The sequence below is a fragment of the Pseudacidovorax sp. RU35E genome, assembly GCF_900156165.1.
In the GTDB taxonomy this organism is placed as follows: domain Bacteria; phylum Pseudomonadota; class Gammaproteobacteria; order Burkholderiales; family Burkholderiaceae_C; genus Xenophilus.
Genome location: NZ_FTMY01000010.1, coordinates 35,704 through 56,205, shown reverse-complemented (window position 1 = coordinate 56,205; position 20,502 = coordinate 35,704). Strand labels below are relative to the sequence as shown.

The 20,502-nt window shown below is 70.7% G+C and carries 24 protein-coding genes; 10 read left to right on the top strand and 14 right to left on the bottom strand.

Annotated features, from left to right (window positions below):
* Positions 1–5 precede the first annotated feature (5 nt).
* Genes BXA03_RS18410 through BXA03_RS18400 form a run of 3 tightly spaced genes read right to left on the bottom strand, consistent with a single transcriptional unit; the run spans position 6 to position 1,754 of the window.
* Positions 6–476 (bottom strand): CreA family protein, encoded by a 471-nt coding sequence (locus BXA03_RS18410; RefSeq protein WP_076510545.1) that lies wholly within the window; start codon positions 474–476, stop codon positions 6–8.
* Positions 476–1,024 carry an NUDIX hydrolase gene (locus tag BXA03_RS18405; protein ID WP_076510543.1) on the bottom strand — a complete coding sequence of 183 codons (549 nt, stop codon included), beginning with the start codon at positions 1,022–1,024 and terminating at the stop codon, positions 476–478. Before BXA03_RS18405 ends, BXA03_RS18410 begins: the two co-directional genes overlap by 1 nt.
* 25 nt (positions 1,025–1,049) lie before the next feature.
* Positions 1,050–1,754, bottom strand: coding sequence for a fumarylacetoacetate hydrolase family protein (locus BXA03_RS18400; RefSeq protein WP_076510541.1), 705 nt, complete (start codon positions 1,752–1,754; stop codon positions 1,050–1,052).
* Positions 1,755–1,833: 79 nt separating this feature from the next.
* Between BXA03_RS18400 and maiA the strand changes: the two genes are divergently transcribed.
* Together maiA and pgeF are read left to right on the top strand one after the other, a co-directional pair.
* A complete protein-coding gene (gene maiA, locus BXA03_RS18395) occupies positions 1,834–2,472 on the top strand; it encodes a maleylacetoacetate isomerase (RefSeq protein ID WP_076510772.1) in 639 nt (212 codons plus the stop codon).
* A gap of 28 nt (positions 2,473–2,500) precedes the next feature.
* Positions 2,501–3,253 (top strand): peptidoglycan editing factor PgeF, encoded by a 753-nt coding sequence (pgeF, locus tag BXA03_RS18390; RefSeq protein WP_076510539.1) that lies wholly within the window; start codon positions 2,501–2,503, stop codon positions 3,251–3,253.
* On the opposite strand, the gene BXA03_RS18385 is transcribed toward pgeF, so the two are convergent.
* Positions 3,182–3,445, bottom strand: coding sequence for a hypothetical protein (locus BXA03_RS18385; RefSeq protein ID WP_076510770.1), 264 nt, complete (start codon positions 3,443–3,445; stop codon positions 3,182–3,184). The genes pgeF and BXA03_RS18385 overlap by 72 nt on opposite strands.
* A 141-nt stretch (positions 3,446–3,586) precedes the next feature.
* Between BXA03_RS18385 and phaC the strand changes: the two genes are divergently transcribed.
* Positions 3,587–5,320: a class I poly(R)-hydroxyalkanoic acid synthase gene (gene phaC / locus BXA03_RS18380; RefSeq protein WP_076510538.1), complete on the top strand. Its 1,734-nt coding sequence runs from the start codon at positions 3,587–3,589 to the stop codon at positions 5,318–5,320.
* A 43-nt stretch (positions 5,321–5,363) separates the two neighbouring features.
* The gene (locus BXA03_RS18375; RefSeq protein WP_076510536.1) at positions 5,364–6,542 is read left to right on the top strand and encodes an acetyl-CoA C-acetyltransferase; all 1,179 of its coding nucleotides are present in this window, start codon (positions 5,364–5,366) and stop codon (positions 6,540–6,542) included.
* Between the two features lie 82 nt (positions 6,543–6,624).
* Here the strand turns inward: BXA03_RS18375 and BXA03_RS18370 are convergent, their stop codons facing one another.
* Together BXA03_RS18370 and BXA03_RS18365 are read right to left on the bottom strand one after the other, a co-directional pair.
* Positions 6,625–8,430 (bottom strand): sensor domain-containing diguanylate cyclase, encoded by a 1,806-nt coding sequence (locus BXA03_RS18370; RefSeq protein WP_076510535.1) that lies wholly within the window; start codon positions 8,428–8,430, stop codon positions 6,625–6,627.
* Positions 8,427–8,972 (bottom strand): nucleoside 2-deoxyribosyltransferase, encoded by a 546-nt coding sequence (locus BXA03_RS18365; RefSeq protein ID WP_234983738.1) that lies wholly within the window; start codon positions 8,970–8,972, stop codon positions 8,427–8,429. The genes BXA03_RS18370 and BXA03_RS18365 overlap by 4 nt, the downstream gene beginning before the upstream one ends.
* Before the next feature lie 119 nt (positions 8,973–9,091).
* Between BXA03_RS18365 and BXA03_RS18360 the strand changes: the two genes are divergently transcribed.
* Positions 9,092–9,865: a cysteate racemase gene (locus BXA03_RS18360; RefSeq protein WP_076510531.1), complete on the top strand. Its 774-nt coding sequence runs from the start codon at positions 9,092–9,094 to the stop codon at positions 9,863–9,865.
* Between the two features lie 76 nt (positions 9,866–9,941).
* Here BXA03_RS18360 and BXA03_RS18355 read toward each other — a convergent pair whose 3' ends face one another.
* The 6 genes from BXA03_RS18355 to BXA03_RS18330 are packed head-to-tail and all read right to left on the bottom strand — an operon-like array spanning position 9,942 to position 14,961.
* Positions 9,942–10,832: a LysR family transcriptional regulator gene (locus BXA03_RS18355; protein ID WP_076510529.1), complete on the bottom strand. Its 891-nt coding sequence runs from the start codon at positions 10,830–10,832 to the stop codon at positions 9,942–9,944.
* Positions 10,833–10,861: 29 nt separating this feature from the next.
* Complete coding sequence (locus BXA03_RS18350; RefSeq protein WP_076510527.1) at positions 10,862–11,362, bottom strand: dihydrofolate reductase; 501 nt, start codon at positions 11,360–11,362, stop codon at positions 10,862–10,864.
* A gap of 13 nt (positions 11,363–11,375) precedes the next feature.
* A complete protein-coding gene (locus tag BXA03_RS18345) occupies positions 11,376–12,197 on the bottom strand; it encodes a thymidylate synthase (protein ID WP_076510525.1) in 822 nt (273 codons plus the stop codon).
* A 26-nt stretch (positions 12,198–12,223) separates the two neighbouring features.
* Positions 12,224–13,009, bottom strand: a complete 786-nt coding sequence (locus tag BXA03_RS18340) for a tRNA-uridine aminocarboxypropyltransferase (RefSeq protein WP_076510524.1) — start codon at positions 13,007–13,009, stop codon at positions 12,224–12,226.
* A 34-nt stretch (positions 13,010–13,043) separates the two neighbouring features.
* Positions 13,044–14,474, bottom strand: coding sequence for an FAD-binding oxidoreductase (locus BXA03_RS18335; RefSeq protein ID WP_076510522.1), 1,431 nt, complete (start codon positions 14,472–14,474; stop codon positions 13,044–13,046).
* 4 nt (positions 14,475–14,478) lie between these two features.
* Complete coding sequence (locus BXA03_RS18330; RefSeq protein ID WP_234983737.1) at positions 14,479–14,961, bottom strand: DUF2069 domain-containing protein; 483 nt, start codon at positions 14,959–14,961, stop codon at positions 14,479–14,481.
* Between BXA03_RS18330 and BXA03_RS18325 the strand changes: the two genes are divergently transcribed.
* Positions 14,948–16,222 carry a YihY family inner membrane protein gene (locus tag BXA03_RS18325; RefSeq protein ID WP_076510766.1) on the top strand — a complete coding sequence of 425 codons (1,275 nt, stop codon included), beginning with the start codon at positions 14,948–14,950 and terminating at the stop codon, positions 16,220–16,222. The two genes, BXA03_RS18330 and BXA03_RS18325, sit on opposite strands and share 14 nt — an antisense overlap.
* A gap of 49 nt (positions 16,223–16,271) precedes the next feature.
* On the opposite strand, the gene BXA03_RS18320 is transcribed toward BXA03_RS18325, so the two are convergent.
* Positions 16,272–16,625 (bottom strand): Mpo1-like protein, encoded by a 354-nt coding sequence (locus BXA03_RS18320; RefSeq protein WP_076510521.1) that lies wholly within the window; start codon positions 16,623–16,625, stop codon positions 16,272–16,274.
* Positions 16,626–16,679: 54 nt separating this feature from the next.
* On the opposite strand from BXA03_RS18320, the gene BXA03_RS18315 reads away from it, so the two are divergent.
* The 4 genes from BXA03_RS18315 to BXA03_RS18300 all read left to right on the top strand — a co-directional run bounded on the left by BXA03_RS18315 (position 16,680) and on the right by BXA03_RS18300 (position 19,706).
* Positions 16,680–17,090 (top strand): thioredoxin family protein, encoded by a 411-nt coding sequence (locus BXA03_RS18315; RefSeq protein ID WP_076510519.1) that lies wholly within the window; start codon positions 16,680–16,682, stop codon positions 17,088–17,090.
* 43 nt (positions 17,091–17,133) lie between these two features.
* Positions 17,134–17,793 carry a response regulator transcription factor gene (locus BXA03_RS18310; RefSeq protein ID WP_076510518.1) on the top strand — a complete coding sequence of 220 codons (660 nt, stop codon included), beginning with the start codon at positions 17,134–17,136 and terminating at the stop codon, positions 17,791–17,793.
* On the top strand, positions 17,790–19,148 hold the full coding sequence (locus BXA03_RS18305) for an ATP-binding protein (RefSeq protein ID WP_076510516.1): 1,359 nt from the start codon (positions 17,790–17,792) through the stop codon (positions 19,146–19,148). Before BXA03_RS18310 ends, BXA03_RS18305 begins: the two co-directional genes overlap by 4 nt.
* Before the next feature lie 144 nt (positions 19,149–19,292).
* A complete protein-coding gene (locus tag BXA03_RS18300) occupies positions 19,293–19,706 on the top strand; it encodes a YgiW/YdeI family stress tolerance OB fold protein (protein WP_076510515.1) in 414 nt (137 codons plus the stop codon).
* On the opposite strand, the gene BXA03_RS18295 is transcribed toward BXA03_RS18300, so the two are convergent.
* Positions 19,699–20,502 carry an alpha/beta fold hydrolase gene (locus tag BXA03_RS18295; RefSeq protein WP_076510513.1) on the bottom strand — a complete coding sequence of 268 codons (804 nt, stop codon included), beginning with the start codon at positions 20,500–20,502 and terminating at the stop codon, positions 19,699–19,701. The genes BXA03_RS18300 and BXA03_RS18295 overlap by 8 nt on opposite strands.

The window sequence follows — 20,502 nt, the reverse complement described above, 5'->3', positions numbered from 1 at the left end:
CGGCCTTACCTGAGTGGAATGGGCGTGCCCCGGTCCACCGGCACGGCGGTGACCGCGTTGGTGGGCGAGCCGTCGATCAGCCGGTCGGAATAGGTGAGGTAGACCAGCGTGTTGCGCTTGGCATCCACCATGCGCACGACGCGCAGCCGCTTGAACAGGATCGACTGCCGCTCGCTGTAGACCTCTTCTTGCTGCGGCAGCGCCTGGGCGATGGCGATGGGGCCGACCTGGCGGCAGGCGATGGAGGCCTCGGCCTTGTCCTCGGCCAGGCCCACCGCGCCCGACAAGCCGCCGGTGCGGGCGCGCGAGGTGTAGCAGGTCACGCCCGTGACCTTGGGGTCGTCATAGGCCTCGACCACGACCTTGTGGTCCGGGCCGATGAGCTTGAAGGCCGTGCTCACCTCGCCCACCTTGTCCGCGTGGGCCAGGCCGGCCACCAGGGCGAGCAAGAGGGGAAGGATCAGGCGAAGACGCATCACTGGATGTCCAGGGTGTGGAACTGGAAGCGGCCGGCGCGCCGGTCCTCGAAGAAGCAGCGCAGCGCCTCGCGCACGGTGCGGAAGGCGATCTCGTCCCAGGGGATCTCGTCCTCTTCGAAGAGGCGCGCCTCGATGGTCTCGTGGCCGGGGTCGAAGCGGTCGCTCTGCAGCTCGGCCAGGTAGAACAGGTGGACCTGCCCGACGCGCATCACGTTCATGAGGGCGAAGAGCTCGCCCATCTTGAACTGGGCGCCGGCCTCTTCGACCGTCTCGCGCGCGGCGCCGTCGGCGGTGGTCTCGCCCAGCTCCATGAAGCCGGCCGGCAGCGTCCACTTGCCCCAGCGCGGCTCGATGTTGCGCTTGCACAGCAGCACGCGCGTGCCCAGCACCGGCACCGTGCCCACGACGTTCAGCGGGTTCTCGTAGTGGATGGTGCCGCAGGCCGGGCAGACGGCACGCTCGCGCGTGTCACCGTCGTCGGGCAGGCGGTAGACCACCGCGGTGCCGCAGGCCTTGCAGTGCTGGATGCGGGGTCGCTCGAACATGGGGTGGCGGCTCCTGGGTCGCCGGTCAGCCGATGCGCACGGACAGGCGCGGCAGGCCGGCCACCTCGCCTTCGAGCAGGTCGCCCTGCACGACGGCGGCCACGCCTTCGGGCGTGCCCGTGTAGATCAGGTCGCCGGGCTGCAGCTCCCAGGCGGCCGACAGGTGCTCAATGGTTTCGGCGATGTTCCAGATCAGCTGGCTCACGTTGCTGCGCTGGCGGTCGGCGCCATTGACCTGCAGCGAGATAGCGGCCTTCTCGATGTCGCCGGCCTCGGCCTTGGGCACGATCGGGCCGATGGGCGCGCTCTGCTCGAAGCTCTTGCCGATGTCCCAGGGGCGGCCCTGCTTCTTCATGTCGTTCTGCAGGTCGCGGCGGGTCATGTCCAGGCCCACGGCGTAGCCGAAGATGTGCTTGTGCGCATCGGCCGCAGCGATGTTCTTGCCGCCGGTGCCGATGGCCACCACCAGCTCGATCTCGTGGTGCAGGTTCTTGGTCAGCGTGGGGTAAGCCGCGGTGCCGGTGGTGCCGGCATCGACCACCACGGCCGCATCGGCAGGCTTCATGAAGAAGAAGGGCGGCTCGCGGCCGGTGAAGCCCATCTCCTTGGCATGCTCCTCGTAGTTGCGACCGACGCAGTAGATGCGATGGATCGGGAAGCGCGCGGCGCTGCCCGCCACGGGAACCGACACCACCGGTGCCGGCGCAAAGACGAAATCCTGGGAAGCCATGGAGACTGCTCTTGGGAGGGTTGGGGAAGGGAAGGGCGAGTGTGCCAGAGGCGGCGCCGTCGTATGCTCGGCGACCATGATCAAGCTGCACAACTACTTTCGCTCCTCGGCCTCCTTCCGCGTGCGCATCGCCCTGCAGCTCAAGGGCCTGGCCTACGACTACGTGCCGGTGCACATCGCCCGCGGCGACCACAAGGCCGCGCCGTACGCGCAGATCTCGGCCGACCAGCTGGTGCCGCTGCTGGAGACCGACGACGGCCAGCGCTTCTCGCAGTCCATGGCGATCATCGAGTACCTGGACGAGCTGCACCCCGAACCCCCACTCCTGCCGCGCGACGTCGCAGCCCGCGCCCACGTCCGCGCCCTGGCCCAGTCCATCGCCTGCGAGATCCATCCGCTGAACAACCTGCGCGTGCTCAAGTACCTGGTGCGCGATCTCAAGGTGAGCGAAGAGGCCAAGAACGACTGGTACCGCCACTGGGTGCGCGACGGGCTGGTGGCCTTCGAGCGCCAGCTGGCCGCCTCGCCCGAAGGCCGCTTCTGCTGGGGCGACACGCCCACGCTGGCCGATTGCTGCCTGGTGCCGCAGATCTTCAATGCCCGCCGTTTCGACAGCGACCTGTCGGGCCTGCCGCGCACCATGGCGGCGTTCGACGCCTGCATGGAACTGCCTGCCTTCCAGGCCGCGCAGCCGTCGCAGTGTCCCGACGCGGAATGAGCCGTCGATCCACGGCCGGAGCGCGGGCATGCAGCTGATCTGCCCCGACTGGCCGGCGCCGCCTGGCGTGCATGCCCTGTGCACCACGCGCGACGGCGGCGTCTCGGGAAGCGCGCAGGGTGGCGGCTGGGCGGGCCTGAACCTGGGCACGCATGTAGGTGACGACCCGGCGGCGGTGGCCGAGAACCGCGCCCGGCTGGCCGAGGCCGCTGGTGTGCGTCCCGTCTACCTGCAGCAGGTGCATGGCACGGCCTGCGCATCGCTCGAGGAACACAACCCGGATGGCCTGGAGGCAGATGCCTGCACGACCGCCGAGCCCGGCATCGCCTGCACGATCATGGTGGCCGACTGCCTTCCGGTGCTGCTGACCGATGCCATGGGCCGGCGGGTGGCCGCCGCCCATTGCGGCTGGCGCGGCTTGGCCGCAGGCGTGCTCGACAGCGCCTGCGCCGCCTTCGACGCTGGCAGCGAATTGCTGGCCTGGCTCGGGCCCTGCATCGGTCCGACGGCCTTCGAGGTGGGGCCCGAGGTGCGGGCCGCCTTTCTGGCGCGCGACGACGGCGCTCACGCCTGCTTCCTGCCGGGCGCCGCCGAGGGCAAATGGATGGCCGACCTGCCAGCCTTGGCGCGCCGTCGCCTGGGCATGCTGGGCGTGCACGACGTCCACGGCAACGACGGCAGCCCCGCCTGGTGCACCGTCGGCAATCCCTCAGTCTTCTTTTCGTATCGGCGCGACGGGCGCGTCAGCGGACGGTTCGCCGCCCTGATCTGGCGCGACTGAGCCCGTCGGCTCCGGCGCAGGGTGGCCTGAGCCGTCCTCGGCCGCCTCGCGTGCACGCCGCGCCCGCCGCCGCGCGGGCGTGGACAGGATGTAGCCCACGATGCCCATGGGCAGCAGCCCGTACAGCACGAAGGTGACGATGGCGCCGAGCAGGCTGCCATTGGAGTTCGTGGCTTCGGCCACGGCCATCATCACGGCCACGTAGAGCCAGGCGATCACGACGAGATGGAGGAACACGGGGCGGCTTTAGAGGTAGGCTTTCCGGGCGAAGAAGGGTCTCGAAAATGCAGGATACTCCCCCGACCATCCGTCAGGTGAGGCACCGGAGACTCCATGAACCAGCAAGACGCGAAGGCCCAGATGAACGCCATGTTCGGGCCGTTTCAGCAGGCATTGACCGATGGTTGGGGCAAGGCGATGAGCGCCTTTGGCCAGCTCGGCAACGGCGGCAGCTTCGGTGGCGCCGCGCAGCCCGAGTTGCCGCGCTTCTCCTTCGATCCCGGCCGCCTCAAGGCCATCCAGCAGCAGTATGTCGAAGAGGCGGGCGCCCTGTGGCGCCAGGGTCTGTCGGTCCCGCCGCCCGGCGACAAGCGCTTCGCCGGCGAGGGCTGGGCCGCCAACCCCATGGCCGCCTTCTCGGCCGCCGTGTACCTGCTCAACGCCCGCACCCTGCTGGCCATGACCGAGGCGGTCGAGGCCGATGCCAAGACCCAGTCGCGACTGCGCTTCGCGGTCGAACAGTGGATGGCCGCCTCGGCGCCCAGCAATTTCCTGGCCTTCAATGCCGAGGCGCAGCAGAAGGCGCTCAAGACCCAGGGCGAGAGCATCGCCCGCGGCATGCAGAACCTCATGCACGACATGCGCCAGGGCCATGTCAGCATGACCGACGAGAGCGCCTTCGAAGTGGGCCGCAACGTGGCCACCACCGAAGGCGCGGTGGTCTTCGAGAACGAGCTGTTCCAGCTCATCGAATACAAGCCGCTGGGCGACAAGGTGCACGAGCGCCCGCTGCTGCTGGTGCCCCCCTGCATCAACAAGTTCTACATCCTCGACCTGCAGCCCGACAACTCCCTGGTGCGCCATGCCGTCGAGCAGGGCCACCGCACCTTCGTCGTGAGCTGGCGCAATCCAGACGAGTCGCTGGCCCACACGACCTGGGACGACTACATCGAGAAGGGCGCCATCACCGCCATCGGCGCCGTGCAGGCCATCAGCGGCCAGGACAAGCGCGGCGGCAAGATCAACGCGCTGGGCTTCTGCGTGGGCGGCACCATCCTGGGCACGGCGCTGGCCGTGCTGGCGGCGCGCGGGCAGAAGCCGGCGGCCTCGGTCACCTTCCTCACCACGCTGCTGCGCTTCGAGGACACGGGCATCCTTGACGTCTTCATCGACGAGGCCTTCGTGCGCTTCCGCGAGATGCAGATGGGCAATGGTGGCCTGATGCCCGGCGCCGACCTGGCGGCGACCTTCAGTTTCCTGCGGCCCAACGACTTGGTCTGGAACTACGTGGTGGGCAACTACCTCAAGGGCGAGTCGCCGCCGCCCTTCGACCTGCTCTACTGGAACAGCGACGCCACCAACCTGCCCGGGCCCATGTACGCCTGGTACCTGCGCAACACCTACCTCGAAGACAAGCTGGCCGACAAGGACGCGGTCACGGTCTGCGGCGAGAAGGTGGACCTGGGCCGCATCGACATCCCCGCCTACATCTACGGCTCGCGCGAGGACCACATCGTGCCCATCGGTGGCGCCTATGCCACCACGCAGCTGCTGTCGGGACCGATGCGCTTCGTGATGGGCGCCTCGGGCCACATCGCCGGCGTGATCAATCCGCCCGCCAAGAAGAAGCGCAGCCACTGGCTGCGCGAGGACGACACCTTCCCGCCCACGCATGCCGAGTGGCTGGAAGGCGCCACCGAGTACCCGGGCAGCTGGTGGACCGACTGGGACGCCTGGCTCAAGCGCCATGCCGGCAAGCAGATCGCCGCGCCCAAGGCCTACGGCAATGGTGCAGGCTACAAGGCCATCGAGCCCGCGCCCGGCCGCTACGTCAAGGCCAAGGCCTGATTCCCCACCCATCCCCATTCGATTTCACTGAAGAGAGAGCACCATGGAAGACATCGTCATCGTCTCGGCCACCCGCACCGCCATCGGCAAGTTCGGCGGCTCGCTGGCCGGCATTCCGGCCACCGAACTGGGGGCCATCGTGATCAAGGAAGCCCTGGCACGCGCCAAGGTCGAGGCCGGCCAGGTGGGCGAGGCGATCATGGGCCAGGTGCTGGCTGCCGGCGCCGGCCAGAACCCGGCCCGTCAGGCCTGGCTCAAGAGCGGCGGCGTCAAGGAGACGCCGGCCCTGACCATCAACGCCGTCTGCGGCTCGGGCCTGAAGGCGGTGATGCTGGCCGCGCAGGCCATCAACGCCGGCGACAGCGAGATCGTGGTGGCCGGCGGCCAGGAAAGCATGAGCCTGGCCCCGCACGTGCTCCCCAACTCGCGCAACGGCCAGCGCATGGGCGACTGGAAGCTGGTCGACACCATGATCGTGGACGGCCTGTGGGACGTGTACAACCAGTACCACATGGGCATCACGGCCGAGAACGTGGCCAAGCAGTACGACGTGAGCCGCGCCGCACAGGACGAACTGGCCCTGGCCAGCCAGCAGAAGGCCGCCGCCGCGCAGGATGCCGGCAAGTTCAAGGACGAGATCACGGCCGTCAACATCCCGCAGAAGAAGGGCGACCCTGTCGTCTTCAACGCCGACGAGTTCATCAACCGCAAAACCAACGCCGAAGGGCTGGCCGGCCTGCGTCCGGCCTTCGACAAGGCCGGTGGCGTGACGGCAGGCAATGCCTCGGGCCTGAACGACGGCGCCGCCGCCGTGGTGGTGATGAGCGCCAAGAAGGCCGCCGCCCTGGGCCTGACGCCGCTGGGCCGCATCGCCAGCTTCGCCACCTCGGGGCTGGATCCGGCCATCATGGGCATGGGCCCCGTGCCGGCCTCGAAGAAGGCGCTGGAGCGCGCCGGCTGGAAGGCGGCGGATCTGGATCTGCTGGAGATCAACGAGGCCTTCGCGGCCCAGGCCTGCGCCGTGCACAAGGAAATGGGTTGGGACACCAGCAAGGTCAACGTCAACGGCGGCGCCATTGCGCTGGGCCACCCGATCGGTGCCTCCGGCTGCCGCATCCTGGTCACGCTGCTGCATGAGATGGCCCGCCGCGATGCCAAGAAGGGCATCGCCTCGCTGTGCATCGGCGGCGGCATGGGCGTGGCGCTGACCATCGAGCGCTGATCCGGCGCCGACGGCTGGCCGCATACCGGCACGGCCGCTCCGATGCCAACCACAAGGCCCGGCATGTCCGGGCCTTGTGCTTTCAGGCCGCGGGCATGTCGCCCGCGAAGCTGAAGCCGGGCGCTTCGGACTGCTGCTTGCTGTGGTACATCGCGCGGTCGGCAGCGCGCAGCAGGGCATCCAGGCTGTCGCCGTCCTGTGGCCGGCGGGCGATGCCGATGCTCATGCCGACGCGCAGGCCCTGGCCTTCCCAGTCCACGGGCAAGGAGGACTGCGCGAGCAGGCGCTGCGCCAGGCCGGTCAGCGCGTCGGGGTGCGGGTCGCCCGCCACCAGCAGGGCGAATTCGTCGCCACCCAGCCGGGCCACCAGATCCGAGTCGCGCACCGCTTCGCGCAGGCGCGCGGCAAGGGCCGCGAGCACCGCGTCGCCGGCCGCATGGCCGTGGCGGTCGTTCACCGCCTTGAACCCGTCCAGGTCGAGCAACAGCACGGCGAAGGGCTGGCCCTCGCGCAGCCAGCGGTTGGCCTGCACCTCCAGCCCGGCCCGGCTGGCCACGCTGGTCAGCGGGTCGGTGCGCAGGGCATCGATCAGCTCCAGGTTGTGCGCCGCCAGGGCCTGCTCCGAGCGCAGCACCAGCCGCAGACGCGAGGCGGCAGCCACGGCAAAGACGACCAGTTCCAGCACCAGCGCGCCCTGGGTCAGGTTCATCTGGCCGGGCCGCCAGTTCAGCCAGCCCCAGGCGGCGAAGATGATGGCGCACACCGCCAGCAGCAGCAGCGCCACGCCCACGCAGTACAGCACGGCCGGCCAGTAGCGGCGCCGGCCCGCCACCAGGGCGCCGGCCAGCAGCACGGCCGAGGCCAGCACCACCGAGGCCTGCACCAGGTTGAAGGTCAGCAGCGGATGCCGCCCGAAGAGCCCGTAGACGGCCGCGACACTCAGCGCAAACAGCAGGCCGACCACCAGTCGGTCGAGCCAGGGCGCGAACTGCCGCAGGTTGAGCAGTCGCCGCCCGAACTGCAGCTTGCAGATGGCCCACAGGGCCGGCATGAGCGTGTACGACACGCCAGCCGCCGCCGGCCAGTTGGCGAACGGATAGCGCAGCAGGTGCCCGTTGATGCCGGCCAGCGCGCCCAGCGCGCACAGGCAGGACAGCAGGTAGTACACGTAGATGGCCTCGCCGAAAACCAGCAGCAGCACCAGCCCGTACACCAGCAGGCCGATGAGGATGCCGTAGCTGATGCCGTCGAACATCCGCTTGTCCTGGGTGGATTCCAGGTAGTCGGCGGTGCGCCACACGCGTATGTCGTAGACGCGGGCGAAGGTGGATTCCGCCCGCACATACACCGTGTAGGGCTGCGCGTCCGGCAGGTGGAAGCGCCAGGCCATCTGCTCGGAGGAGGCCGGACGCGTGCGCCACGGATGCCGCATGCCCGTCACCACGGGCTCGGCCAGCGCGTGGCCGTCGGGCGCGAAGGGGCCGTAGAAGCGCATCTCGTGCGTGGAGACCGAAGGCACCAGCAGCAGCCATTCCTGCGGCGCATCTGCCGGATCGGCCAGCCGCAGCTGGAACTTGAACCACAACACGCGGTCGGCCTCGCGGCCCCGCAACGGATCGTCCGGCAAGGTGAAGCGCGACTGCCACTCGGGCCGGCGCACCTCGTCGAGCGTGAGCGTGCGGCTGGTGTCGTCCAGTACCTGCAGATGCCAGGCCAGCGGCAGGCCGCCTGCGTGCTCCCCGATCGCCACGGGTTCGAGTCGCTCGGCGGGCGATGGCGCCGGGGCGACGGCCTGTGCCGCGGCCCAGGCGGTCAGGCCAAGCCCCAGCAGCATGGGCAGGCACAGCCTGAACCAGAAGCGCACCAGCGCGGCCGCCACCGGGCTCATCGGGCGTGGGCTCCCAGCACGAGGGCCAGTCGCCGGATCGCGTCGGCCGCATCCGCGGCCAGCACGGTGGAGCCGGTGAGCATCAGGTTCAGCCGTTGGCCCCGGCCTTCGACCTCGGTGCCGTCCGCCTGCTCGCGCAGCATGCCCTCGGCGTCGGCGCTGCAGGGCCGCTCGGCCTGCACGCGCTCGGCATAGCTGCCGGCCGGCACGCCGTAGGCGAACACGGGTTTGTCCAGGGCGACCGCGAAACCCACTTCGAACACCGTGCCCGAGTCGGGTTCCAGCCCGCGGAAGCACTGCAGGTTGGCGATCACGCCGTTGCAGCTGCGGATCAGGTCGATGTTGCCCTGGCAGATGCGTCGGGCTTCCTCGTCGCCGCCGCTCGCACCGGCCAGGTCGAGTTCGGCGTCGGAAGGCGCCACGCCCTCCAGGCCACTGGCGCTGCACAGCCGTTTCAGTTCATGGAACACGGCCGGATGGTCCGGCCGGAAGATGTCCGGGCCCGCCAGATAGACGCGCGGGCGCAGGGAGTCTGCATTCATCGCGCGCATTTTCGCGGCCCCGCGGGCCTTTGGTGATGACGAAGACCATAAGCCGCGCTGATGGCTGCCGCCGCAGACGCGATGGCCGCACGACGGGGTGGCCGCCTAGCATTCCGCCCATGTGTGCTGCCTTCTCTTCCTCGACCCTGGATCCGCGCCGCGTCGAAGCGCCGCCCATCGGCATCCTGGGCGGCATGGGTCCGCTGGCCACCCTGGATTTCATGCACAAGGTGCTGGCGGCGACGCCCGCCCGCTGCGACCAGGATCACCTGCCGCTGCTGGTCAGCTCCATCCCGCAGATTCCCGACCGGACGGCCGCCTACCTCGGCGAGGGGGTGTCGCCGCTCCCGGCGCTGGTGGCCAGCGGACGGCGACTCGCCGAGGCCGGCGCGCGGCTGCTGGTCATGCCCTGCAACACCGCCCACCTGTGGTTCGAGCCGCTGCAGGCAGCGCTCGGCCTGCCGATGCTGCACCTGGTGGATGCCGCGCTGGCCGAAGCGGCCCGACAGACGCCGACGGAGGGCGCGATCGGCTTGCTGGCCACGCGCGCCACGCTGGAATCGGGGCTGTACGTCCGGCGCGCCGGCGCGTCCACACGCTGGCAGTTGCCCACGCCGGATGAGCTGACGCGATGGGTGATGCCGGGCATCCAGGCCGTCAAGGCCGGCGATCTGGCGCAGGGCGCCGCCTGCCTCGGCCAGGCAGCCCGGGCGCTGGCTGACCGGGGTGCGCGCACCTTGGTGCTGGGCTGCACCGAGATCCCGCTGGTGCTCGATGCCGACCGCGCCGGGCTGCCCGTGATCGACGCCACGGCGGCGCTGGCGCGGGCCACGGTGGCCTGGGCGCTGGCCGAACGCGCGCGGATGCGGATGCGCGAACACGCGCCGGCCTGACTCTCGGTTTAGACAGGCCGGCGCCGCCCGGGCGTACGGGCGTGAGGCCGTCCGGCCGTGGGTGCCGAACGCCGGTTCAGGCGTTCCCGGCCGTGACGGCGCGCAGCGCCTTCAGGAAGTCGGCCACCGGCCGCGGCGAGCGCACGCCTTGCGGCAGCAGCGCCCGCACCTCCACCGCGATCTCCGGCAGCAGCGTGCGCACATGCAGGGCCTCGTCACGCCGGGCCTGCGCGGTGAAGGAGTCGACGATGGCCGGCCCGAAGCCCTGCTCGGCCAGCACCAGCGCGATGTGGTGCGTCTGCACCGTGATGCCGCCGGTGGGCGCCACGCCCAGCCTCGACCATTGTTCGGCCAGCATGGTGCCGATGGGATCGCGCTCGTCGATGCGGATGATGGGGCTGCGCAGCACCTCGTCCAGGGCTACGGTGGCGCGGGTGTCGGCGCCGGCATGGTCCACGCGCGAGACGCACACCAGCCGCCCGCTGGCGATGGCCTCTTCGTGCAGGGCCGGATGCGGCGCGCTGCCATAGACGATGCCAACATCGCCCTCGTGCAGCGCCATCGCCTGGGCGATCTCGCGCGAATGCAGCGTGCGGATGGCGACCGGCATGTCGGGATGCCGCCGCTTGAAGACGGCCAGCGCATCGGGCAGCGCCCGCACGGCGAGCGAGGGCACGATCAGCACCCGCAACGGCGTGCCCGAATCGCGGCCGAGCGCCAGCGCCACGCGGCGCACCCGCTCCAGCTGCGCCATCAGCGGCTGCACCTCCGCATACAGCGCCTGCGCCTCGGGCGTGGGCACCAGCCGGTTGCGCTGCCGCGTGAAGAGGGCATAGCCCAGCTGCAGTTCGGCGTGCTGCAGCGTCTGCGTGGCGGCCGGCTGCGTCACATGCAGCAGCCGCGCGGCGGCGCTCACGCTGCCGGTCAGCATGACGGCGTGGAAGACCTCGAGGTGCTTGAGTTTCATCGGCGGACGCAGCGGACGCCGGGCGGCCGTCAGCCCCGCTCGTAGGTCACGAAGGCGAAGGGCAGGGCGTCCGGCGCGGCGCTGGTGTGGGTCTCGCGCGCCGTCTCGCGCCAGCCAGCACCGAGCACCGGCGCGAAGGCATCGCCCTCGAAGTCGCAGTCGATCTCGGTGACGACCGCACGGGTGGCCAGCGGCTCCGCCTCGGCATAGAGCTGCGCGCCGCCGATCACCCACAGTTCCGGCGCATCGCCCGCGGCGGCGATGGCCTCGGCCAGGCTGCCGGCGCGCACGGCACCCTCGGCCTGCCAGTCCGCCTGGCGCGTCACCACGATGTTGGTGCGGCCGGGCAATGGCCGGAAGCGCGGCGGCAGCGAATCCCAGGTGCGACGGCCCATGATGACCGGGCAGCCGCGGGTCTGCGTGCGGAAGTGCGCCATGTCCTCCGGCAGGTGCCAGGGCAGCGCGTTGTCCTTGCCGATGACGCCGTTGGCGGCGCGGGCGTAGATCAGGTTCAGCCGGCCCGTCGACATGGCAGCGCCTGGATCAGACCGCCACCGGCGCCTTGATGGCCGGGTGCGGGTCGTAGCCCTCGAATTCGAAGTCCTCGAACTGGTAGTCGAAGATGCTGGCCGGCCGGCGCTTGATGCGCAGCGTCGGGTAGGGCCGCGGCTCGCGCGAGAGCTGCAGCGCCACCTGCTCCGCGTGGTTGCTGTAGATGTGGCAGTCGCCGCCGGTCCAGATGAAGTCGCCCACCTCCAGATCGCACTGCTGCGCCAGCATGTGGGTCAGCAGCGCATAGCTGGCGATGTTGAAGGGCACGCCCAGGAAGATGTCGGCGCTGCGCTGGTAGAGCTGGCACGACAGCCGCCCCTCGGCCACGTAGAACTGGAAGAAGGCGTGGCAGGGCATCAGCGCCATCTTCGAGAGATCGGCCACGTTCCAGGCGCTGACGATGATGCGGCGCGAGTCGGGGTTGGTCTTGAGCTGTTCGACCACCTGCGCGATCTGGTCGATGTGGCCGCCGTCGGGCGTGGGCCAGCTGCGCCACTGCACGCCGTACACGGGGCCGAGGTCGCCGTCCTCGCGCGCCCATTCGTCCCAGATGGTCACGCCGCGTTCGCGCAGCCAGTTGTTGTCGGACGAGCCGGCGAGGAACCACAGCAGCTCATGGATGATGGACTTGAGGTGGACCTTCTTGGTGGTCACCAGCGGAAAGCCTTCGCGCAGGTCGAAGCGCATCTGGTGGCCGAACACGCTCTTGGTGCCGGTGCCGGTGCGGTCGCTCTTGAAGACACCATGCGTGTTCACATGGCGCATGAAGTCTTCGTACTGGGAGCGGATGGGGTGGGTGTCGGCGCGGGTCATGGGCGGTCGCAAAAGCAGGCCGGATTCTAGAAGGCGCCCTCCGGGCGCGTGTCGCTGGCGCCGGGATCGGCGGCCTGCGCGGATGACAGGGCGCGCAGCCGTTGCCGGGCGCTGCCGTCCGGGTCGACCGGTTGCTGGTTCTTCGCCTGCAGGTAGTGATGGGTGAAGACGTCCAGGTAGGCGTCGAGCACGCGGGCCGCCATCGGCTCGTCGGCGAGTTCGAGGCACAGCGCGGCGACCTCGCTGGTGCAGAGGTGGTGCTCGTGGCAGGTCTGGCGCAGGCGGTACTGGGACGACTTGGTCGGCGACAGGCTCAGCACCGGGAAGGCATCGAGGTAGGGGCTGCGCCTGAACATCTTGCGCGCCTCGGTCCATGTGGCGTCCAACAGGACGAAGAGCGGGCGGCGCCCGTCCTCGCCATTCGCCCCCACAGCCGGAGGCACGGCCTCGACCACACGCTCGGGCGCGGCGTACTGACCGGGAAACACCACCAGCGGCTGCCATTGCGGGTCGCGCAGCAGCGCCAGCAGGGCCGGGTCGGGCTGCGTCCGCGTCCAGCCGAAGGCGAAGGTGTCGGGCACCACGTCGGCGACCAGCCAGCCCGTGTTGGTGGGTTTGAGCGGTTCGATGTCGGCCATGAGCAGGCACACCCCCGCGCGCACGGCCAGCGTCGGCCGCAGGGCGCACATGCAGTGGCTGGGCACCAGGCGGCAGGCCGGACACCGCTCGCGCTTGAAGCCGCCGCGCGCCATGAACGGTTTGGTGTTGCGCGCGAGACGGTCGGCACGCAGGCGGGCGACGGCATGGGGCATGCAGGGGGGCGCGGGTTCCGGTTCGCGCAGGCGTTCAGGCGGCCAGGACCCGGCCCGGATTGAGCAGGCCCTGGGGGTCCAGCGCCGACTTGATGGCCCGCATCATGCCCAGCGCCACGGGCGACTTGTGCTGTTCGAGGGTCTGGACCTTCAGGCTGCCGATGCCGTGCTCGGCCGAGAAGGAGCCGCCGAACTTCTGCACCTGGGCGTAGACGAGTTCGTTCACCCGCTTCTCCTGTTCGCGCAGAAAGGCCTTGGCATCGCCCTCGGCGGGCGCCTGGACGTTGTAGTGCAGGTTGCCGTCGCCCAGGTGGCCGAAGTTGACCAGCCGCACACCCGGGATCTCGCGCGCCAGCAGGGCGTCGGTCTCGGCGCAGAAGGCCGGGATGCGCGACACCGGCAGCGAGATGTCGTGCTTGATGTTGAGCCCTTCCTCGGCCTGGGCCAGCGGAATGCTCTCGCGGATGTGCCAGAGCTCATGCGCCTGCGAGAGGTTCTCGGCCACCACGGCATCGGCCACGCAGCCGGATTCGAAGGCCGCCTCCAGCAGCGATTCGAAGCGGGTGCGGGCATGCTCCTCGGACTCGTTGTCGGAGTTCTCCAGCAGCACGAAGTAGGGATGGCCGTCGCCCGCCGCGTCGGCGAAGGGCACGCGCAATTGCGGCATGTGGCGGCGCACCAGGCTGAGGGCGAAGCGGCCCATCACCTCGAAGCCTGTCAGGCCCGCGCCCAGGTGGCGCTGGGCCTGGCCCAGCAGCTGCACCGCGTCATCGAAGGAGCCCACTGCCGCCCAGGCCGTGAGCCGCGCCGCCGGCTGCGGAAAGAGCTTGAGCGTGGCGGCCGTGATGATGCCCAGCGTGCCCTCGCTGCCGACCATCAGGTCGCGCAGGTCGTAGCCGGTGTTGTCCTTGCGCAGGCCGCTGATGCCGTCCCACACCTCGCCCTGGGCGGTCACCACCTCCAGGCCGAGGCACAACTCGCGCGCATTGCCATAGCGCAGCACCTGGGTGCCGCCCGCGTTGGTCGCCAGGTTGCCGCCGATGGTGCAGCTGCCTTCGGCCGCCAGGCTGAGCGGGAACAGGAAGCCGGCCTTGGCGGCGGTCTCCTGCAGCACCTGCAGCACGCAGCCGGCCTCGACGGTGATGGTGAGGTTGGCCGCGTCGATCTCGCGCACGGCGGCCATGCGCGCCAGGCTCAGCACCACCTGGCTGCCGCTCTCGTCGGGGATGGAGCCCACGGCCAGGCCGGTGTTGCCGCCCTGCGGCACGATGGCCGTGCCGGCGGCGGCGCAGGCCTTGACCACGGCTGCCACCTCGGCCGTGCTGCCGGGGCGCACGACGGCCAGCGCCTTGCCGCGCGCCCGCTTGCGCCAGTCCTGCTCGTAGGCGGTGAGGTCGCCATCGGTGAGCACATGGGCGGGGCCGACGATGGCGCGCAGCGATTCGATCAGGGCAGGGGTCGTCATGAGGTCAGGAGGTCGATGGGTCGGCAGCGCGCATCCGCTGGCCGGCCCGCAGCCGCAGGCGCACATGCCAGGCGCAGGCCACGAAGAGCAGCAGGCACAGCACGATCTCGATGCCTGCGAGGGCGCGGCTCGTCGGCAGCGTGTCGCTCCAGGCGCGCACCACGCCTTCGGTGAAGTAGAGCCAGATCATCAGGCTCAGCCAGCGATAGGTGTACAGGCGCCACTTGAGCAGCCCCGCCAGCGGCACCAGCAGCGGCAGCACCTTGAGCGCCAGCCAGCTGCCGCCGGGGCGCAGCGGCGCCAGCCAGAGCTCCCAGGCCAGGCCCAGCCCGATGAGCCCCAGCAGGCAGCCCACCGCCAGCACGCGCGTGGCGACGACGGAGGCCGAGGGAGGGGCGAAGGACGTGTTCAAACCGGGGGAGGAAAAGACGCCGCGGCAGACGGGCGCGGCGTCGGTGTCGAAGGGCGGTGGCATGATACCCAGCATGATTCGCCATCGGCTCTGGAGGGATCTCACGCGCTTTCCGTGGCGCAGCACCGCGGCGGTGCTGGGCGAGCGGTTCCGCGACGATCGGCTGGCCCTGACGGCCGGCAGCCTCACCTTCACCACCACCATCGCCCTGGTGCCCTTTTTCACGGTGGCGCTGGCGCTGTTCACCGTCTTCCCCATCTTCGCCACGCTGCAGGACCGGCTGCAGCGCTGGCTGGTGCAAAGCCTCATCCCCGAGAACATCGCGCGGCAGGTGCTGGGTTATCTCACGCAGTTCGCGAGCGCGGCCAGCGGCCTGGGCATCGTGGGCCTCGGTGTGCTGCTGATCACCGCCATCGCCCTGATCCTGACCATCGACAAGACGCTCAACGGCATCTGGCGCGTGCCGCGGCCGCGGCCCTTCGCGCAGCGGGTGCTCATCTACTGGGCATCGATCACCCTCGGGCCGCTGCTGCTGGCGGTCAGCCTGTCCACCACGGCCTATGTCTTCAGCGCCTCGCGCGGACTGATCGGCGAGTCGGGGCTCAACCTGCGCTGGCTGTTCGACGGGGCGGAGTTCCTGCTGCTGGCGCTGGGCATGGCCTCGCTCTACCACTTCGTGCCCAACACGCAGGTGCGGTGGGCCCATGCCTGGGCGGGTGGTCTGTTCGTGGCGGCGGCCATCGAGGTGGCCAAGCGGGTGCTGGCCTGGTATCTGAGCTTCGTGCCCACGTATTCGGTGCTCTATGGCGCCTTCGCCACCGCGCCCATCCTGCTGATCTGGATTTACACCGCCTGGGTAATCGTGCTGCTGGGGGCGGTGATCGCGGCCTATTTGCCCATCCTGCTGGCCGGCGTGGCCCGGCGCGGGGGGCGGCCGGGCTGGCCCATGCAACTCGGCATCGAGGCGCTTCGCCTGCTGGCCCAGGCCCGCAAGGGGCCAGCCCGCGGGATGGGGGCGCAGGAGATGGCCAAGCGCCTGCGGGCCGACGTGTTGCAGCTGACCCCGGTCATCGACACGCTGGTATCGCTCGACTGGGTTGCGCCGCTGGCCGAGGAGCCGCAGAGCGGCGATCCGCGCTATGTGCTTCTGGTGGACCCGGTCACGACCCCGTTGGCGCCCATGGTCGAGGCGCTGCTGCTGCCCCGCAAGCCGGTGCTGGAGCCGCTGTGGGAGCGGGGTCCACTGGCGCGGCTGATGCTGGCCGATGCGCTGGCCTCGGAGCGTTTGCCAGCGCCGACCGAAGGCGTCCCGCTCGCGGACGGCATCAGCGCGTGACGCGCCCACGCGGTGTTGCCGGCCCCGGGCCTGGTTGGCCTGGGCCCAATCAGAGCTTGACGCGCCCCGCCCAGATGTCGCGGTACATCACCCAGTCGCCCATGAAGCTGTAGAGCGGCCGCTTGAACGAGGCCGGCTTGTTCTTCTCGAAGGCGAAGTGGCCGACCCAGGCGAAGCCGTAGCCCGCGAAGAGCGCCCCCAGCAGCCACCACGGGTTGGCCGTCACCACCAGCACCGCGAGGCTGGCCAGCGCCAGCGTGGAGCCGATGAAATGCAGGCGACGGCAGGTGCGGTCGGCATGCTCGCTCAGGTAGAAGGGATAGAACTCGGCAAAGCTCGAGAACTGGCGCGGATCGACGGCGGCACCGGCCGGCGTGCGCGTGGCGGCGGGGGAGGGATTCATCGCGGTCTCCTGTCGCCTCGGAGGGCGTTGCCCATAATAGCGACGGCCTTTTCCATGGCCAAAGCCCCTCCCCAAGACCCCGACGCCCGCACCGTGACCGACGCCACCGCAGCCGATTCCACCTGGGCCGTGTGCCTGTGCGCCGAATGGTGCGGCACCTGCCGCGACTACCGCGCCCTGTTCGCCGAGGCCCAGCGCACGCATCCGCAGCTGCGCTTCGCCTGGGTCGACGTGGAGGACCACGCCGACCTGGCCGACGAATTCGACGTCGAGACCTTTCCCACGCTGCTGCTGGCGGGGCCGCAGGGCGTGCATTTCCTGGGCCCGATGCTGCCGCATGCCGGCACCCTGGCGCGCATGCTGGAGTCGCCGCCCGCGGCCCGGCCGGCCGACGCCGCCGTCACCGCGCTGCTGCAGGCACTGGGGTCGCGGCAGGACGATGCCTTCGCCGTGGAAGATCGCTGAAGGGCCTCAGATTCCCTTCATCCACTCGTCCTAGCCTGCGCCCATGCGGATCCTGCTGGTCGAAGACGATGCCTCGCTGGGCGCCACCGTGCAGTCGTGGCTGCAGATGGACGGCCACGCCGTGGACTGGCTGCAGCGCGGCGACCAGGCGGTGACGGCGCTGGCCACGCACGACTACCAGTGCGTGCTGCTCGACCGCGGCCTGCCCGGACTCGATGGTGATGGCGTGCTGCAGGCCCTGCGGGGCCGCGGCGCCACGCTGCCCGTGCTGCTCATCACCGCGCGCGACACGCTGGCCGACCGCATCGAGGGCCTGGACCTGGGCGCCGACGACTATCTGGTCAAGCCTTTCGACCTGGAGGAACTCTCCGCCCGCGTGCGCGCGGCGCTGCGGCGCGAGGCCCGGCAGCCCACGCCGGTGCTGCAGCATGGCGGCGTCGCGCTCGACCCGGTCGCCAAGCGCGCGACGCGGGACGGCGCCCCCGTGTCGCTCACCGCGCGCGAGTTTGCCGTGCTAGAAGCGCTGATGCGCCGGCCCACCCACATCCTGAGCCGCGCGCAGATCGAGGAGGCGCTCTACGGCTGGGGCGAAGAGGTGGAAAGCAACGCCATCGAAGTCCACATCTACAACCTGCGGCGCAAGCTGGGCAGCGGCTTCATCACGACGGTGCGCAACCAGGGCTACGGCCTGGCGCCCGCATGAGGGCGGACCGCCCCTGGTCACTGCGCCGCCGCCTGCTGGCCACCGTCGTGGCCGCCAGCGTGGTGGTCTGGCTGGTCAGCCTGGCCATCGTCATCCAGGTGGCGTGGCACGGCGTGAGCGAGACCTTCGACGAGGCGCTGGAGGAAAGCGCCCAGCTCGTGCTGCGCCTGGGCCGCGAGCCTGCCGCGGCGGCCACGGCCGGTGCGCGCGGCGATGGGCTGCGCCTGCGCATCTATTACCAGCTGGTGTCGCCCGACGGCCGCGTGCTACAGCGGGGCAGGGATGCGCCGGCCGCGCCCTTCGTCGCACAGCTCAAGGGCGACGACGAGCACTACGACGTGCGGGTGGACGGCCACTACTGGCGCGTGCATGTGCTGCGCGACCCCGCCACCGGCCTGCAGGCCCAGGTCGGCCAGCCCTGGGAAGAGCGGCTGGACCTGCTGGAGGACATCGCCGAGCGCCTGGCCTGGCCGGCGCTGGGCCTGCTGCTGCTGCTCGTGGGCGTGTGCTGGTTCGTCATCCGTCGGCTGCTTCGGCCGCTGGAGACCGCTGCGGCCGGCATCGCCGCCAAGTCGCCGCAAGACCTGACACCCGTCGATGCGCAAGGCATGCCGCAGGAGCTGCGCCCCATCCTCGGCGCGCTGGACGGCCTGCTGGCGCGGCTGGCCGTCGCGATGGAAGGCGAGCGCCGCTTCACCAGCGACGCCGCGCACGAGCTGCGCACGCCGCTGGCGGCCCTGCGCAACCGCGTGCAACTGCTCGCCCGCCAGGGCCACCTGCCGGCGGAGGAAGCGCGCCAACTGCGCGCCGATGTGGACCGCAGCACGCAGCTGGTCGAAAGCCTGCTGGCGCTGGCGCGGCTGGATCCGGTGAAGACGTTGGAGGCGGTCGAGCCGGTGTCGCTGGCGCCCCTGGTGGATGACGTGCTGGCGGGGGCCGGACCGGGGCGCAGCGACCCAGCCGAGGAAGCGGCCGACGCCGCGCGCGTCGAGACGGCACTGTCCGTTCCGGTCATCGTCGGCCATCCCGCGCTGCTGGCCACGTTGGTGCGCAACCTGGTCGACAACGCCCGCCGCTACGGCGGCCCCGACGCGCGCATCCGTGTGGAAAGCGCCGCCTTGCCCGGCGGCGGCACGCGCCTGGCTGTGCGCGACGATGGGCCCGGCGTGCCGCCCGCGCAGCGCCAGCGGCTGGGCGAGCGCTTCTTCCGCGTGCTGGGCAGCGGCCAGCCGGGCAACGGCCTGGGCCTGTCCATCGTGGCGCGCATCGCGGCGCTGCACGGGGCGCGGCTGCATTTCGACGAAGGGCTGGATGGGCAAGGGCTCTCGGCTGTCGTGGACTTCCCGCCGCGCTGAGAAGCGCCGAGGGCCATCAGTTGGCCTTCATCTTCGGGCCGCCCAATGACTTCACTGGCCCGGGATTCCGGGCACAGCCTTCGTCCCACCGGATCGGTTCCGCCGACCCGGCCCCGTCCCGACCCTTTCCAGGAGCCTTGCACCATGCGTTCTTCCATCCTTGCCTCGACCCTCGCCCTCTCGCTGCTTGCTGCGGGTACGGCCGGCGCCGCAGGCAGTGCGGCCTCCGCGCCGGGCGCCGCGCCGGCCCCGGTGGCCGCTGCACCCGGCGGCTACGGCGGCCCCAGCACCGTGCCCGTCAGCAGCGTGCGCCAGTTGCTCGACAGCGGCCGTGACGACCAGCAGGTGCGGCTGCAGGGCCGCATCGTGTCGCACGACGGCGGCGAGAACTACACCTTCGCCGACGACACCGGCCGCATCCGCGTGGAGATCGAACCGCAGCACTTCCCGGCCGGCCGAACGCTCGGCGCCGAGCAGCGCGTCGAGCTGCACGGCGAATTCGAGAAGGGCCTGCGCACCACCGAGGTGGAGGTCGAGCGCCTGATCGTCCTCAACTGAGGAAGTCGCGCAGCGCGAACAGCACCGCGTCGGGCGCCTCGCTCATCAGCGCATGCCCGGCCTTCACCGTCACCATGCGGGCGCCCGGCGCCTTGTCGCGCAGCGCCTTGGTGGCGCGGGGCGGCGTCATCTGGTCGGCGCCGCCCAGCAGGAACAGCACTGGGCAGCGCACCTTCTCCATCGCCGCCTCGCCGCCCGCATAGTCGTTGCAGGCCTTGAAGCCGGTGTGGAAGACGTTGACGGCCGTGTTGCTCGCCAGCACCCGCCGCATCAGCGCCCGCGAGCCACCCATCAGCCAGGTGCCCGGCCCGAGCGAGGAGGGCGGCGGCGCCAGCATGGAATGCGAGAACACGTTGACCATGTCGATGGCCTTCTGCGGCGCGTTCAGCGAACTCTCCAGCAGCGCTGGCGACACCGCCATCGGGTAGGCCGTGCCCACCAGCGCCAGGTGCGTGACGCGATCGGGTGCCCGCGCCGCGGCCTCCAGCGCGATCAGCGAACCGAAGCTGTGGCCCACGAGCGCGGCGCGCGCCACGCCAGCGGCATCGAGCAACGCGAGCACGAAATCGGCCGCCGCCTCGACCGACGCGGGCGGCGCGCCCTCGCTGCGGCAATGTCCGGGCAGATCGACCGCCAGCACGTTCCAGCCGTGGTGCGCGAACCAGCGGCTCTGCAGGATCCACACGCTGTGGTCGTTGAGCACGCCGTGGATGAAGACGACGGTGGGCTTGGCGGCGTCGAAGGGCTTGCCGCCGGTATAGGCGTAGGCGCGGTGGCCGTTGACCTGCAGCTCCAT